This is a genomic window from Tolypothrix sp. VBCCA 56010 (assembly GCF_050875635.1).
GTDB lineage: Bacteria > Cyanobacteriota > Cyanobacteriia > Cyanobacteriales > Nostocaceae > Hassallia.
Map to the genome: position 1 here is coordinate 50814 of NZ_JBPAOH010000020.1, position 16917 is coordinate 67730.

7 protein-coding genes are annotated in these 16917 nt (G+C 40.6%); 3 read left to right on the forward strand and 4 right to left on the reverse strand.

All coding sequences use genetic code 11. The features are described 5' to 3' along the window. Positions 1 to 24: 24 nt before the first annotated feature. The 4 genes from AABK37_RS09775 to AABK37_RS09790 form a co-directional block, all read right to left on the reverse strand. Positions 25 to 3381 carry a PfaB family protein gene (locus tag AABK37_RS09775; RefSeq protein ID WP_432551372.1) on the reverse strand — a complete coding sequence of 1119 codons (3357 nt, stop codon included), beginning with the start codon at positions 3379 to 3381 and terminating at the stop codon, positions 25 to 27. After that, a complete protein-coding gene (locus AABK37_RS09780) occupies positions 3374 to 4741 on the reverse strand; it encodes a polyketide synthase (protein WP_432551373.1) in 1368 nt (455 codons plus the stop codon). The genes AABK37_RS09775 and AABK37_RS09780 overlap by 8 nt, the downstream gene beginning before the upstream one ends. A gap of 515 nt (positions 4742 to 5256) precedes the next feature. Beyond that, positions 5257 to 6990: an SDR family NAD(P)-dependent oxidoreductase gene (locus AABK37_RS09785; RefSeq protein WP_432551374.1), complete on the reverse strand. Its 1734-nt coding sequence runs from the start codon at positions 6988 to 6990 to the stop codon at positions 5257 to 5259. A 176-nt stretch (positions 6991 to 7166) separates the two neighbouring features. Further along, entirely contained in the window at positions 7167 to 12689 is a 5523-nt protein-coding gene (locus tag AABK37_RS09790) for a beta-ketoacyl synthase N-terminal-like domain-containing protein (protein WP_432551375.1), read from the reverse strand. Between the two features lie 32 nt (positions 12690 to 12721). Here AABK37_RS09790 and AABK37_RS09795 point away from each other — a divergent pair, with 32 nt between their 5' ends. The 3 genes from AABK37_RS09795 (at position 12722) to devC (ending at position 16865) form a co-directional block, all read left to right on the forward strand. Continuing rightward, a complete protein-coding gene (locus AABK37_RS09795) occupies positions 12722 to 12886 on the forward strand; it encodes a hypothetical protein (RefSeq protein WP_432551376.1) in 165 nt (54 codons plus the stop codon). Positions 12887 to 14334: 1448 nt separating this feature from the next. Continuing rightward, positions 14335 to 15537 carry an ABC exporter membrane fusion protein gene (locus AABK37_RS09800; protein WP_432551377.1) on the forward strand — a complete coding sequence of 401 codons (1203 nt, stop codon included), beginning with the start codon at positions 14335 to 14337 and terminating at the stop codon, positions 15535 to 15537. Positions 15538 to 15686: 149 nt separating this feature from the next. Next, a complete protein-coding gene (gene devC, locus AABK37_RS09805; protein ID WP_432551378.1) occupies positions 15687 to 16865 on the forward strand; it encodes an ABC transporter permease DevC in 1179 nt (392 codons plus the stop codon). The last annotated feature ends 52 nt before the right edge of the window (positions 16866 to 16917 follow it).

Here is a 16917-nt window from a genome sequence, read left to right on the forward strand (position 1 = left end):
GGAACGTCTCTACTGTAATTTACTTTATTGATTCAGCAAATTTTCGGCGCAGGCTAACTGTAATTGAATGATTTCACTCATTTGCTGGCTAAATTCCTGTCTAGCTTGTAAAAACGCGGTGTGAGTTTTTGTAATGCTTGAATTGTTGTTACTCAATTTTTGATACTGAGAATTACGTAAATCATTTAGATTTACTGTGTGATTTATCTCAGTTACAACGGGTGGACGAGGAATCGATTGAGTAATTCTCTCTTTTGTAGCGGTGGACTGATAAGATTGTGATATTTCTCTAGGCTGAAAACTGTTATCAATGATATTTTTCATGGTAACTTCCTCTTGTTTTGTTTGAGATGGGGGAATATTGTTGTGTTTGCTACCAGCTTTGGAAGAATTTATCAGTTCTCTAGTTTGTTCTTGGGTGGGAATACGTTTTACTACTTTTTTATGAGCTTGATTTTGGAAAAGTTTCCGGTTTTCTTCACTCAGGATTGTAGAAAGAATTGGCTTACCACCCAAGGTGATATTTCTGATTGTTGGTAATCGTTGACTTTTAGTTTCTTTTGCCTGAATGTAGAGTGGTGATAAGTCGAGTTCAACTCGATGGCTGACGAGTTTCGCTAATGCTTTGACAAAAGATGTATGGTCGTCTACACCTCTTCGATTTAGGGATACGGTGAGATGTTCTTTACCATCGAGAATTTTGTCAATCCACCGAGAACAAACACTACCTGCACCAGCTTCGATAAAGATTTTGGCTCCATCAGAGTAGACTTGATTAACTAATTGGAGAAAATCAAGTTGTGAACAAAGAACTTTGGCGACACTGTGCGCGATCGCCTGACTTTCAAGTACAATCGGTTTATGCTCTAATGCTGAGTAAAAAGTAGCATCAGGAAGCTTTTTACTTGTTGGTAATGTGTTAACTTTAACTAGTTCTTCGTACTCCGATTGCATCGGTTCGCAATGTATTACGTGGTCGAAGGGAGCGCGGAAAGCATCGCAACCCAAAGTTTTAATTACTCTCTCACAAGCTGCTGTTTCACCAGCAATTACAACTTCTTCGGGTGTATTAATTTGAGTCAAATAAACGCGGTTCTCATTTTTAATACACTCTTGCACCTCAAATGCTGATGCTATCAATACATAGTTACTCCAAAAATTGTTGTCGTTTGATGTTGCTTTTGGTAATCCCCAATATTCGCGAACGGCGTTTTTTGCACCAGATAATCTCTCACCAAACAAAGGAGATGAGTTAAAGTTGTTACTTCCTTGGTAAAAGTTACTCCAAATTCCTTGAGCAACCATCATGCTAGTTTCACCCAAGCTATATCCAAAGACAAATTTTGGCTTGATTTGAAAATCGTCTTGGATAATTGTTGTTGTGAGTCTGGTATGAAGCATTTCGGCTTCAAATAATGCCAAAGAATCATCTAAAAGTTGCTTTTCCAGAGTTTCTAATTGTCTGGTTGTCAACTTATTCAAGCTTCTGGGAAATACCAATCTCTCAACGTCAGCAGCACGTTTGTAAAGACTTTGAACAATCTCGTCATTATGGACTTTCGGAAATAAGCGAAACAAATTCCGACCAAGACCAACATAAGCGTTAACTGCTGCTGGATAAACGTAAGCAATACCGCCTTGTTTACCTAATGGTTTAGCCGTAAAATAACTACCAAGAGGTGTTAGCCAATCTATATCTTTTTCAAAGGCATTATTTACACCTTTGCGGGCAGATTCGATTTCTCTAGTTAATTCTTTTTTGTTACGTCCAAGAATGGAGAGAGCGTATTTTGCTTGAGGATTCTGTTGGAAGGTTGTAAAGGTATTGCTAGCAGTAGCTGAGAGAGAAGTAGACTTTTCGATGCTTTGTTGAAGTGCGGTAAGATGCTGTAGTAATTCTGTGCGATCGCTTGCTGCAATTGGAAACAAATAAAATGGCGTTTGCTGTAAATATGTGCTGCTGCGTTCTTTCTGGTTCGGTTGTTCCGACAAGATGACGTGGGCAAATGTCCCATCTATGCCCATGCTGTTAATTGCTGCTACTCTGCGCGTGCTTTCTTTGCCGAGAAACCAAGGTCTAGATTCGGTAGCAACGTAAAAAGGACTACCTTGCCAAACTTGCGGCGTTTTCACTCCAGACCACTTCGGGCATCCGGGAATATATCTGTGATACAGACACAAAGCGGTTTTTATCAAGCTAGCGATTCCCGATGCCACAAAGGTATGACCGATGTTAGCTTTCACACTACCTATCGCACAATCTAATCCATCCCCAGTCGGAGGATAAGCTTGCAGTAACCCGGCAATTTCCGCTTCGTCTTCTTGGGGAACCCCACTACCGTACACTTCGAGATACTTAATCTCTTTCGGTTCAATACCTGCAATCTGAAAAGCTTGTTTGCAGACAGAGTTGACAGTTTCTGTATCTGCGGTGACAATACCGCTATTTAGTTGAGTTGCAGTATGATACCCTTGTCCAAAGCTAAGAGCATCAATGACTGCATAGATGCGTTCATTTCTTTCTAGTGCGGTGTCGTGACGCTTGAGGACAACTGCTCCCGCACCTTCACCAACCATCCAGCCGTCAACTTTTTGGTCATAACTGAGAGTTGGAACACCTGTATTAATTTTAGCTAACTTGCTCCGCAATAATACATTTTCCAGACCGCCAGCCAAATCGACGGCACCAACTAGCACAGTATCAACTTCTCCGGAAGTAAGCAGCATTTCTGCCACTTCCAGCGCTTTGAGAGCAGAATTTTCTACTGCTGTGATGGTGAAGGAAGGACCGCTAAAATTCCACAGCGAAGAAATCCGACTCGCCATGATGTTACCGATGTAACTAAGATATTCACCAATATCAACTTGATGGTGAAGTCCGTCTTTAACAATCGTTTCTAATTGAGTAACTTTTTCGGTGGGTAAGGAAATTTCTCCAGCGTTTAAACCATCTTTTATTTGCCAAGAGAAATTCCATCTTTGCTGTAACTGATGAACAGAAAGTTCGGTTTCAGCAGCAATAATTACTGCGACATTTTCACCTTCTTTAATTTGTGCATCTTTCAAAGCGCGATCGGCAACTTTTAGCAGTAATAATTGTTGCGGATTTAACTTTTCTACTTCATTCGGCGGAATTTTGTAAGCGAAAGTATCGATTTCAAAATCTTTAATGTATGCTCCTATTGGTGCTTTGCCTTCTGGTAAATCGTACTTCTTAAGTAAGGTTTCTTGCTCTTCGATACCTTGCCATCTTTTCGGTGGTAAAGAAATAAAATGCTGTGTTCCGTCATAAATGCTACGTTCAAAAGCATCTAATCCATTACACTCACCAAAAAAGGCATCCATACCGACGATGGCAATTTTTGCAGATTGTTCAGTCATTTTCTTTTTCCCCTCTTTCGAGAATTAAATGAGCGTTAGTTCCACCAAAACCAAAAGCACTTATAGCTGCACGTTTAACTGATGCTTTTCCGCGCCATTTAGTGGCATTTATAACAATTCTTTTAGGTGCAATTACATTGTCATTAGAGCCGATTGGATCGGTGACATTTATTGTTGCGGGAATTACATTTCCACACATGCTTAAAATGACTTTCATTAAGCTCACCGAACCGGCAGCAACCATTAGGTGTCCGACATTTGCCTTCACAGAACCGACTAAAGGTGTTGCTTGATGTTCACCAAAAAATGTTTCGACAGAGTTAAATTCGGTGGTATCTCCTAATAATGTGCCGGTAGCATGGCACTCCATGTAATCGATATCTTTGGGGCTAAGTTCAGCTTCAGTGTATGCTCGCTCAAAAGCGAGAATTTGCCCTTGAGAATTAGGACTTAATAAATGCTTGCCCCTACCATCGTTTGAGAGTCCAATGCCGCAAATTGTCGCTAAAATGTTATCGCCATCTCTGATAGCATCACTGTGTCTTTTTAAGACAAACATCCCTATACCATCGGCGGTAATTAGCCCTCTGGATGTGTTGTCTAAAGGACGGCTGAGGTCATTTTCGGGATATCCTTGGATACCACAAAAGAACATTCGCAAAAAGAGCGGATCGGCACAACTAATTCCCCCAGCTAGCATTAAGTCAGCTTTATGCGATCGCAAATAATGAGATGCTAGTTTAATCGCATATGAAGGTGAAGAACAAGCTGCGTCTAAGCAAAAATGAATATTCGATAAAGACAGAGCTTGAGCGACCATCGCTGCTGGAAATCCTGATATCATAGCGTTATAAGGAGACGCTTTGATAGATGTCGGTAAAGAAGGCAAATGAAAGTCTTTATCTTGCAAAAGTTCCTGAATTGCTGGCTGTATTGTTTGCTGATAAATAGGAGCAAACAATTGATTAGAAGCTTTTGTAGGTAAAGATAAAGTACCTAAAATTACGCCGCATTTAGAGAGTACAGCTTGATTGCCTAAATAACCACTTTGCTGAATCGCTTGTTTAGCAGCGTACAGCGACCATTGAAAAGTGTTATCCAAACTAGCAAGTAGTTCGGGTGGTAAATTATATTCAGTTGGCTGAAATTTAAAGTTACGGACAAATCCTCCATTGAGGTTATATATTGTTTCGGGTTTCCCTTTTACTGAATCGTAAAATATTGCGGGATCTACTCCGATATCCTCAATAGTTAGAGATGATATTGAATCTTTTTCTTCGTTAAGATTCTGCCAGAATTCTTCTGGGTTTTTAGCCCCAGGGAAAAGGCATGATAAGCCAATTATGGCGATTTTCTCCACTGCTGATATCCTCGTTTGGGTTTAGCAAAAGGGAGTCAATTCAAATTTGAATTGTCTTATACCAAGTTGCGAGTAAAGATGTCATTCTCTCCTCTTATAATCCCGGTTTCTCCAAGAAACCGGGATTCTCGTTTTGAGATAACTTTTTTACGTCTATGCAACTTGGTATCAGTAATTACTTGACCTCTTGCAAAAGTCTCCTAACACCCCACCCCCAGCCCCTCCACCCCGTGGTAGAGGGGAGACTTTGACTTATGTCAAAGGCGGGGTGGGGTTCTTTTTTTTGATTTATGCAAGAAGTCTACTGAATCCCCGAACTTGAAAGGATTTACGCTATTCCCCAAACTGAAAAGGATTTATCAGGATTTACGCTGTTGTCGGACTGGAAGTAATGTTACTCGTTTCCCACTTAAGAAATATTTATTTACAAACCGCAGAGACGCAGAGAACGCAGAGAAAGATGTGGGAAGAAACTAAAAAATGACAAATTCGTAGTGAGCGCTTTAGCGCTCAAATTACTTACGCTTGGATAATTGCATGGGCCAAATTACGGCTTTTGCTCCCATAATGCGTGAGTAAATTTCTCCTTGGCGACTGTGTAGAATGAAATTAGCTGTGACGCTGGTTTGTGTTTTTCCTTCGATTTCGCACGAAACATAAAATGGTTCGTTGCATGGTGTGACTGCAAACTGTTCGGAATGAGTTAACTGTCCGGGTAAACAAACTTCTTGATGCAAATGGCTTAACCAAATCCATAAGGATTGTGTACTCAAGTCAGTTGTGTAAGGATTGTGCCAGCGAACTGGAAATTGTCCTTGTTGTTGTTCTGTGATGTTTTCCCAAAGACATTCTACAGTAATTTTTTCGGAACTGATGTTTAAAACTCTGGTGATTTTTTGAAAGGCTGGTCCGTGAAATAAGGTGGAATCTCCATTTTGATAAAAAGCTTTACCAGTGGTGGTAATGATGTTATCTTCTTCTAGATTAAGTCCATTATAGATAGGAACGGCTGGCATTTCTCGCAGAAGGGTTACAAAAGCTTTGAAATGATAGTGAGTTTTTCCTTCGGGAGTTTTACTCAAAATTGTAGCTTGAAATTCGATACTTTGAGAACCAACTTTAGCAATTTCTTGCAGTTCTAAAATATGTTCGTTCGCTAAGGTTTGATTGAAGGTAATTCCTTTCAATACTTTAAATTCTCGACAACTGTTATATGTATAACCTGGATACAGTTCTTCGCAAGCGTTAATCATCCATGACATCGCGCAGGTTGCTGGCAAAACTTGAGAACCAGCGATTGTATGATCCACTAAAAAGGGATTAGCTTCTAGTGTCATTTTGCGACGAATGCGATAGGTGCGTAGTTCAGAATCTAACTCTGCTGGTGGTGGAGTAATTGGACTACCGATGACTACTTGTGTGGTAGCGCGATTAATAGCATTGAGTTCTTTAACTAACATTTTTGTGCCGACTTCTACGGGAATAATATCAATTCCTCTTTCGGCAAAGGCTTTTTTCAGTTCTGGTGTCACCATTCCGCTATCCCAACCACCCCAGTTGATAGCGACGACGTGACAACCGGGATATTTTTGTTTAATTAGATGAGCCGATTTGTTGAGAATTTCGTTGGCGATCGCATAATCAGTTTGTCCAATATTCCCATAAAAACCTGCTACGGAAGAAAACAAAACTAAATGTTGCAGTTGGCTGGGATGTACGCAAGCTAAAAGATTTTCTAACCCCTTAACTTTTGCCGTGTAAACCTTTTCAAAATCCTGCTCAGTTTTCTTTTCAATCAACTTATCGGCTAAATTACCAGCACCATGTATAATGCCAGTAATAGCACCTGTACGCTTGACAACAGCGGCAATTTTCTCTTGCAAGGCGATAGGATCTGTAACATCGACGCTGATATATTCTGCCGTGCTTCCTGCCTTTTCAATGCTGGAAATTGTCTCTTTAATTTCTCGGCTGGAAATAATGTTGTTATAAACTTTTTGTACACTCATGGGTGTAGGCTTCTCTCCTTGAGAAAGAAGATTTTCCATGATGCGTTTTTTCAGTACAGGTTCTTCAAAACAACCTTGAGCAAACTCTGGCTCAGATTGAGCGATCGCACTCCGACCAAGTAATATAAACTTCCCAGGTTGATGCTGTGCTAATTTGATAACGCACTGCGCTGTAATGCCTCTTGCACCACCACTAACTAAAAAAACTGATGTTGTAGAATTTTGTGTTTGTGTTGTCATAAATTTAATGTTAGTTGATAGTGGTTAGTTGTTAGTTGATGGTGGTTGGTTGATGGTGGTTGGTTGATAGTTGTTGGTTGATAGTTATTGATTGATAGTGGTTAGCTGTTGGGTGTTGTATTAACCACTAACAACTATCCCCTAACAACTATCCACTAACAACTATCCACCAACTACTAACAATTCGCGACGCTGACGATGGTTACTCTACCTTGCGAACCATATCCAACTTCACTGATACAATTATTCGGGTCGTGAAGTTCGGCAATGATATGTTGTGCTGACTCTTGAGCGCTAATAGCAGGATGTAAGTCAATTGCTCGACAAAATACTTTTTGCCATTCCCATCTCAAGGTTTTAGTTAATCCAAATAAACCGGCACTAATGGGACCATAATTTACTTTATGTTCCAGTCCAAATGCTCCATCAAGACGCGCAGTGGTGCAGAAACAACTGCGTCCATAACGTGCCGCTTCATTCAGGGATTTTTTCAAATGTTTTGCTATCAGAAAAACGTGTTTAACGATCGCCTTTTCTTCTGCAAGATAAGGAATTTTCCCGTTGTGGCTGACTTGAAAGGCTGGATTGAGATGGATGAAAGCTCCAACCGCGCCATAATTAGTAGCGATCGCACTCAATTGTTGTTGCAAATGTTCCTCTGTTAAATCCAACAACTTGACATTAATCACTCCTGCTGGTAGAAGCGATGTTTGAAAAACTATCGATTGCGGGAAACTTAAAACAACCACTTTCCAGCCTTTGTCTATCAGTAATTCAGCCACTTGAGAAGTAGTGAGGGAACCATCATCGGTAATTAAACAGATGTGTCCCTCTGGTAAATTGAAGTCTAAAGAATCGGGTGGGGGCAGGATTTTGAGTTGGACGGGACGACGTTGTACATTATGTTTAACGTTGTCTAATTCCTCGTCTGACTCATACTGAAACTTTTTTTTTTCACCTCCAACCAGCTTCTGGAGATAATCGACAATTTGACCGATGGTGCGTAAATCTCCCAATTCTTCTACATTCGGCTTGGGTAAATCGGGATACATTTCTTGCATCGCACCCAAGATTTCTACCCGTTTGATTGAGTCAATCCCCAAATCAGCTTCCATATCCATGTCGAGTTCTAACATCTCTACTGGATAGCCGGTTTTATCACTGGTGATGGCTAACAAAGTTGCACCTAAGTCTGCAATCTCACTAGCTGCTGATGCATCTATTGTTTCAACTGTTTTTGTGACTTCGATTTCCGTAACTACTGGCTGAGGAATAACAATTGCCGGAACTTCCGTAGCTGTTTGTACTTCTTGAATAGCTATTTCTACGGAAACTTTTTGCGAAGCATGAGATTGCAGATATTCGACAATTTGACCGATAGTGCGTTTTTCTGCTAATTCTTCAAGATTTGGCTTGGGCAAGTCAGGATACATTTCCTGCAACGCACCGAGGATTTCTACCCGCTTAATCGAGTCAATTCCTAAGTCAGCCTCCATATCCATTTCCATTTCCAGCATCTCGACTGGGTAGCCTGTTTTATCGCTGGTAATGGCTAAAAGGTTGTTACCCAACTCAGTCAAGTTTACCGTTGTATCAGAAGTAGTTGCTAATGTAGATTGTGTGCTGATTGCTACATTAACGTTGACTGCGGGTGCTTCGACAATCGGTTGCGGTGGTGTTTCTACAACCTTGGCGGTGACTGCGGGTGCTTCAACTACAGGCTGCGGTGGTGTTTCTACTACCTTAACTGTGACTGCGGGTGCTTCCACAACAGGTTGCGGTATTACTGGGGTAGTGACTGCGGGTGCTTCAACTACAGGCTGTGGTGGCGTTTCTAGAACCTTGACTGTGGGTGCTTCAACTACAGGTTGCGGTATTACTGGGGTAGTGACTGCGGGTACTTCCACAACAGGTTGGGGTGCTGTTTCCAATACCTTAGCGACAGGTGCGGATGCTTCTACAACAGGTTGATGGTTGACGGTATCTGAAGAACCTAGTCCCCAGTCCCTAGTCTCCAGTCCCCCAGAAACTAACTGAGCATACTCTTGCTGTATCAGTTGAAAAAAGCTCTTGGTATACTCTACCTGTTCCTTGAGATACTGCTCATGAATGCGTAGGGTTTCACCTTGTTGAGAGTGAAACTGCATCATGCTACGCTCTAAACTTGCTTTGAGAAATGGTAAAAGTTCTGACGCTGACTGTGAAGAGTTACCAGCAAACACAGAATTCTGCTGTTGCATCAGTTGGAAAAATGTTCTCGCATATTCCATCTGATGATTTAGATAAGTTCCGTGAAGTTGTAAATTTTCGCTTTGATTTTGCTGAAACTGTGTCAGGAGGAACTCTAAACTTTCTAAAACCTGTTGGTAATTTAAAGGTTTTTCTGGCTTGGGCATATGCGACTCCAGAACTAATTGATGAGATGGCGCAGGTTGGATCTCAGGAATTTCTTGTGTGGTAATATCACTCACCGCAGAGGTATTGATAGGCGCAGGTTGGATCTCAGGAGTTTCCTGTGTGGTAATATCACTCACCGCAGAGGTATCGATAACGGCGTTTTTATTGTGTCCGTTGCTTTTGATGACTGCTGGTGTGGGAGTAGTCACTTCTAACTTCACTTCCACCCCTTCTTCAGTGGTAAAGACGGGAACGACAAGCGCATTATCTTCAGATTGGCTGACGGGTAATGTTACTTGATGTCCGTCTTGCAAAGCTGTAGCAAAGGCGTTTTTCGTTTTTTCAGAGCGATAATTAGTGCCGTTTAACCGGACATTTAACGCTTTGTTTTTCTGGGTTGGGGGAACTTGCGGTGTAAGTTGGTAGGGGTCGAGATTTTTTAGAGACAAACCAGCGACGCGCAACTGTACTACAGCTTCTCGCAAAGAACGATCGCTATCTTTTTGAGCGCTGGGATTCAAAGCGATCGCTAAATGCGGGCGATCGCCTAAAATATCTTTCACCAAGTTAGAAAGAATTCTCCTCGGTCCGAACTCCACAAAGCAGTAACCACCCGCAGCATAGATATTTTCAATCTCCTGCTTAAACAGCACCGATTTGCTGAGGTGAGATTCCAAAACTTGGTGAATTGCTTGCGGTTCTTGAGGATACTGCTTACCTGTCACGTTGGTGAAAACAGGTATTTGCGGACTGTGGAAGCTGACAGTTTTACTAGCGATCGCAAAGGATTTTTGAGCAAAGGCAATCAATGGTGTGTGGAAAGCCGCAGAAACAGGTAGCAAAACAGCCGCGTATCCTTTTTCTTGCAAAGCTTGCCGTACTTTGTTGATTTCGGTCGTCAATCCCGCTAAGACAACTTGATTCGGGGAATTTTGATTAGCGATCGTCACTTGGGGAAAATGCTTTAAAACCGCTTCCACCTTACTGATATCTTCTTTAACAGCCAGCATCGCTCCCGCATCATGATCGGGGTCTTGCGGAGCCGCCATTGCCTGTCCTCTAGCTTTGACGAGATATAGGTAGTCTTCCTCACTGACAACCCCCGCAGCCCACAAAGCGGTGAGTTCTCCAAAGCTGTGTCCGGCAACGAAATCTGACTCAAACCCGGCTTCTTGCAAGATTTTATACATACCTGCGCTCAACACCCCAATTGCTGGTTGAGCATATTCTGTGCGTTGCAATGCGGCAACTTGAGCATTTTTCTCTGATTCCTCAAATGCCGGTTGAGGAAACACGATTTCTGAAAGTGGCTGCAAATTGTCTTTGAGTAACAGACTATCCATGTAGCCATAAAGACGCCGCAAGCTGGGGAAATTCATCGCCAGTTCTCGACCCATTTCTAGGTATTGAGAACCTTGTCCAGAGAAGAGAGAGACGACTTTGCCTTTGAGGTTAAGACCAGAAGCGCGGTAATATACTCCTTGGGGATGTTCCCAAGATGCAGATGAAGCCCGATTTCTCAAACAATCAAGACTAATTTGCAGGAATTTAGCAGCTTGAGTCAGAGAATCAACAACAAATCCGACTCTAGGGGCATTTAAAGGAATTTCTGTAGATTTGCACTCTTCAATTAGTGCTGCATAATGCTTGTCAGCATCAGGTAAGCGCAACTGACTTAAAATCTCTTCACATTTGCTCACCAATTGCGCGTGAGTTTCTGCGAACAGCACCACCTCACTCGGCGTATTGTGTACGCGGTAAGCGCGATTGTGTTCGGCTGTATGTTCTTCTAAAACAACGTGATAATTTGTCCCACCAAAGCCGAAAGAACTGACACCGGCACGTCTTGGCGGTTCACCTTCTGCGCGAATCCAAGGTCTAGTTTCGGTATTCAAATAAAATGCAGAATTTTTGATATTTAATTTCGGGTTCGGTTCGGTAATGTTGATTGTTGGGGGCAATATTTTGTGATGTAGCGCCAAAGCCGTTTTAATTAAACTTGCCGCACCCGCTGCTGCTTTGGTGTGTCCGATTTGCGACTTGACGCTACCAAGGGCGATATGCTGTCTTTTGTCTTCACCAAAAAACTCTTTCAAAGATGAGAATTCGGTGGGGTCGCCTGCCATTGTACCTGTACCGTGCGCTTCCACCAAACCGATGCTTTCGGGTGCAAAGCCGGCATCTTCATAAGCACGTTCTAAGGCTTTTACCTGCCCTTCTAGACGCGGTGCATAGATGCTTTTATACCGTCCATCGCTGGATGTGCCGATACCTTTGATAACTGCATAGATTTTGTCATTGTCTCTTTCCGCATCTTCCAGCCGTTTGAGCAAAATCATGCCGACACCTTCACCTAGCATCATCCCATCCGATTTAGCATCGAAAGGTTTGACTTTATCACCAGGAGAAACCGCCGGTGTTTTGCTGAAAGAGATATAAGCCATTACCGAGTTATCTAAGTCAACTCCACCAGTCAGCATCATGTCGCTGCGATGTTCTGTCAACTCGCTAATTGCCAGTTTTAAAGCACCGAATGAACTCGCACAAGCAGCATCAACTACACAATTTATCCCGCCAAAGTTGAGACGGTTGGCAATTCTGCCGGCGACTACATTACCTAACATGCCGGGAAAGGCGTTTTCGTTCCAATTTACATAAGCGCTTTTGATTTTATCGACGATTTTTTGAGTATCTTCATCAGATAAACCGCTGCTTTTGAGTACTTTTTCCCAGACGGGATATTGCAATCTGGCTGCTAGTGGCATTGCTAATTGTCCACCTTGCGCGACACCTAAAACTACACCAACGTTCTCGCGATTAAACTCGCGAAGTTCGCTGTAGTTGGCATCTTCCATTGCTTCTTTGGCAATGACTAAACTTAGCAGTTGAGAAACATCTGTAACTTCTAAGATGTTAGGAGGCAATCCGAATTCCATCGGGTTAAAATCAACTTCGGGAATGAATCCGCCTCGTTTGCAATAAGTTTTATCTTTGGTTGTTCTGGGGTCTGGGTCGTAGTATTCGTCTATGTTCCAGTGTGAGGCAGGAACATCGGTGATACAGTCAATTTTGTTAACGATATTATCCCAGTATTCTTGTAAGTTTCTCGATTGCGGAAAAAGAGAAGCCATGCCAATAATGGCTATAGGATTGTGTTGAAGTTGTCTGTTAATTTTGTTGATTGACATTTTATTTTCCGACTTCATTTTTTTCTCCTCTATAACCTTAAGCACAGCCAGTTCACAATTGTTTATCTGGTCTTTCAACTGCTGAAGCGCAGTATCAATTGAATAAGCAGACATAGGAGGTAGCCTGATTCTTAGTACTGTGGAGTGTGAAGCTACAGCAATTTCTATTGCCTACCAATGCAGGAACTATCTCTTCTAAGCAGCTAGCTATCCTCAGAAGTGTTCGCTTTCTTCTAAATGCTTTTATCGATTGGCAACACTACATAACACAACAGGCGATGCCGCAACAAAACTATACAGCAATACAATGAATGATATTGTGTTGTTATGTCGATTACATTGTTGAAATCGGTCTAAGCCTAATTGCAGTGCCCCTTCTGCTTAACTAATGAATAGAAAGAGTGAAAATTGAGTAGTAGCTATTAGGACATAAACGCATTTTTTTCAGACCTGGTTTGATTATCTAGCTCAATTGCAGCAACGTAGCTGGTGTTAATAACCACGTTCTTATGATTGATAAATGTCATAGCCAGTTTCAACGTCCCGGATAATACATTTTATAGAACTCACCTTCAAAAAGTTGACAATTACGTTACAAAAAACATCACCTTTAATCGGGATTTATCTAAGACTCGGAAAAACAATAAAACTATCGCTTCGGTGATGGCAATGAGGCTTTTTTTAGTAATTCTTACTTTTGATATTTTCAGAAAGTAACTTATGCGCCTCACCGCTTTGAAGCATTTGAATTAATACAAACACTAGCACAGCTTGAATAAACTGAATAGTTCGTTTTGGATAATTTTAGGAAATAAATAGATTTTTCCTGATGTCAATTTTGAACAGAATAGAACACATAAGTATAATTTACAACTTTTATTGATAATCAGATAATTCTGTCATTTTTGGGTTATCCATCTATTTTATCTAGATTAAAAAATAAATAACAACTTTTCGTTAATTAATATAAAGATTCAATGAATACACCCAAATCATGCATACTCACTCCTTCGATATTTTTAAAACAACATCATAATTAAGTCGAGTATCATCAAGTTTAAATAAAAATAAACTTACAAGTTTAAAAAGTTATTTATCAAACAATTAGGAATTTGTTGATAGTACACAATAAACATAATATTTGTGAATAATTGCTATATTTCTAGGACGGCTATTGGAGATTGAGAAGTTGATGAATCAATTACAATGGGAAAAGCAAGCAGATTATTTACAGAAGCCAATCATCAAAATTAAATATTTATTGTCATTAAATGAAGACTGCAAAAAATACGTTTAGTATTTTTGACGACATTTTAAGTTGAGGGTTATAGAGAATAATTAAGTTGACAAAATCAATAAATTTTGCGAAAGTGAAAAACAAGTTTGTAATTTTTACTTTTATCCAAGTGATTTCATCGGCGTTTCGTTCTGATTGATATTTAGGTTTTTTAGGAACGCGCTTTTGGGCACATTTTTTTATCTAATACAAACTTAGGATAAAGTTGATTGAGACTTTGCGATAACGCTCTTCTTAATTTTGCCGCCAATATATTACTTAGTTGCGGATGCGATGAAAGGTAACAAACTACGAAAGCAAGATACTGCCTTGTCTACGTATACAACAATATGACATTTTCGTAAATTAAGCTAAAACCAGACAATGTAAGCTCATAAAAGTTAATTTCTGGATAAGTCGATTTCAGTTAATTGATGTAGCCATTTAGGCTATTCTCTGGCGTAGCAAAATTGGGATGAAAATATGTCAGTAGACAAAGAAAGCCACTTATTTAAAAAACCTCAAAGTCGGTGGCGAGTAATTTTGGCAGCTTCAATTGCTGCAACAACCGGGCTAGTATTTTTCTATGGTTCTTCAAGATTTGCGTCTGAATATAAAGCACAAACTCAGCCAGTAAATCCGCCAAAAACTGCCCCTGCAAGAGTGGCTGTTACAGCGTTAGGACGGATAGAACCTGAAGGTGAAGTGACTTATTTGTCTGCTCCTCATTCAATTAATGGTGTGCGAGTTGAAAAACTGTTAGTGAAGGAAGGAGATCAGGTTAAGAAAGGGCAAGTGTTGGCATTGCTAGAAGATTATGCTCGCAGTAAATCAGCTTTGCAACAGTCTGTAGACAAACTGCAAATTGCTCAAGCCAAATTAGGGCAGGTAAGAGCAGGAGCTAAATCTGGAGATGTCGATGCTCAAAAAGCAGCGATCGCTAGTTTAGAGTCGCAATTAAAAGGAGAAGTCGCAACTCAACAAGCGACCATCGCTCGCATTCAAGCGCAGTTAGAAAATGCTGATACTGAGAATAATCGATACCAGCAATTATATAAAGAAGGTGCGATCGCTGCTTCAGTATTAGATAGCAAGACTTTGCAACTCAAGACAGTACAACAGCAGCTTGAAGAAGCTCAAGCTACCCTCAACCGCACTACCAACACTCTCAATGACCAGCTAAAACAGGAAAAAGCCAAACTTGGAAGCATTAAAGAAGTGCGTCCTGTAGATGTGCAATTGGCACAAAGCGAAGTCAAAAGTGCAATGACTGCGATCGCTCAAGCAAAAGCAGACATGGATTTAACTTATATCAAAGCTCCCATAGATGGAAAGATTTTGAAAATCCATGCCAGAACCGGAGAAGTAATCAGCACTTCTGGCTTTGCGGAAATAGGTAAAACATCGCAAATGTTTGTCGTCGCAGAAGTCTATCAAACCGATATTCAAAAAGTGCGTCTCGGTCAAAAAGCCACCATTACCAGTCCTGCAATTTCTCAACCATTGCAGGGAACTGTAAGTGAAGTTGGTTGGCAAGTTGACAAACAAAATATCTTTAGTCTCAATCCCGGATCGGACACAGACCGGAAAATAGTTAAAGTAAAAATTCGCCTCGACAATCCAGCAGATAGTAAACGAGTTGCTCGTTTAACCAACTTACAAGTAGATGTCGCTATTAAAATCTAGCATTAGTTATTGGTTAGTAGTTAGTAGTTAGTAGTTAGTTGATAGTGGTAATTTGAAGAGGGGAAAAGGGGAAATGCCCAATGTCCACTAACAACCAACAACTAACAACCAACAACCAACAACTAACAATTAACAACTAACAACTAATAATGGCATTCAAAATTCCCTTAGCATGGCTACAGCTAGCTCAACAAAAAGTTCGTTTTCTAGTAGCTGTAGCAGGTATCGCATTTATTGTGCTGCTGATGTTTGTCCAACTTGGATTCCAAGATGCACTTTATTCAAGTGCTACCGCAGTACATCAAAGTTTGCGAGGAGATTTATTTTTAGTTAGTTCTCAATATAAATCTTTGACATCGGCTCAAAGCTTTTCTCGTACTCGTTTGTTTCAAGCACTAGGATTTGATGGTGTAGAGTCAGTTAGCCCTATATATGTACAATTTGCTAAATTAAAAAACCCCGAAACCGGAGAGAAATACTCAATATATGTTATTGGAATCGACCCTGGTAGAAATGTTTTGAATATACCGGAAGTTGACCAAAATTTAGATAAGCTCAAAATTCCAGACGTGATGCTTTTTGACCGACTTTCTCGCCCAGAGTTTGGACCGATCGCCGCAAATTTTGAGAAATCAGACAAAGAACAAGTAATTGAAATATTTCCCTTTAATGCATTAACTGGTTACAGAGTTAGAGTGGGTGGTTTATTCAGCCTTGGTCCCTCCTTTGGAGTAGATGGAAGTTTACTTGTTAGTGACTCAACTTTCTTCAGAATAGATCCAAATAGCCGTACATCAGAAATGATAGATATGGGTGTTGTTACCCTCAAACCTGGTGTTGATGCAGAAGCCGTTTTAGCACATTTGCGAGCAGAATTACCTGATGATGTCCAAATATTTACTCACCAAGGCTTTATTGACTTTGAGAAAAATTATTGGTCAATTAGAACACCGATTGGCTTTATCCTTAACCTTATGCTAACAATGGCTTCTGTTGTTGGTGTGGTCATCGTCTATCAAATTCTTTACAGTAATATTGCTACTCAATTCGTTGCCTACGCCACTTTAAAAGCTATAGGTTATGCGAATAATTATTTATTAATTGTAGTTTTTCAACAAGCTTTAATCTTGGCAATTCTCAGTTATATTCCGGGATTTGCTTTTTCCTTAGGTTTATATGACTTTGCAATGAAAGCTACTAACTTGCCAATAAGGATGACTTTTAATAATGCACTAATTGTATTGGTATCAACAGTTTTAATGTGTATTACTTCGGGAACACTTGCAATTAATAAACTCCGTTCCGCCGACCCAGCAGACATTTTTTAAATGGGATAATGGTTAATTGTTAGTGGGTAGTGGATAGTGGTTAGTTGTTAGT

Bases quoted from the DNA above. Each gene is read 5' to 3' on its own strand.
- AABK37_RS09775 (WP_432551372.1), bottom strand. From the start codon at position 3,381: ATGACTGAACAATCTGCAAAAATTGCCATCGTCGGTATGGATGCCTTT.
- AABK37_RS09785 (WP_432551374.1), bottom strand. From the start codon at position 6,990: ATGACAACACAAACACAAAATTCTACAACATCAGTTTTTTTAGTTAGT.
- AABK37_RS09790 (WP_432551375.1), bottom strand. From the start codon at position 12,689: ATGTCTGCTTATTCAATTGATACTGCGCTTCAGCAGTTGAAAGACCAG.
- AABK37_RS09800 (WP_432551377.1), top strand. From the start codon at position 14,335: ATGTCAGTAGACAAAGAAAGCCACTTATTTAAAAAACCTCAAAGTCGG.
- devC (WP_432551378.1), top strand. From the start codon at position 15,687: ATGGCATTCAAAATTCCCTTAGCATGGCTACAGCTAGCTCAACAAAAA.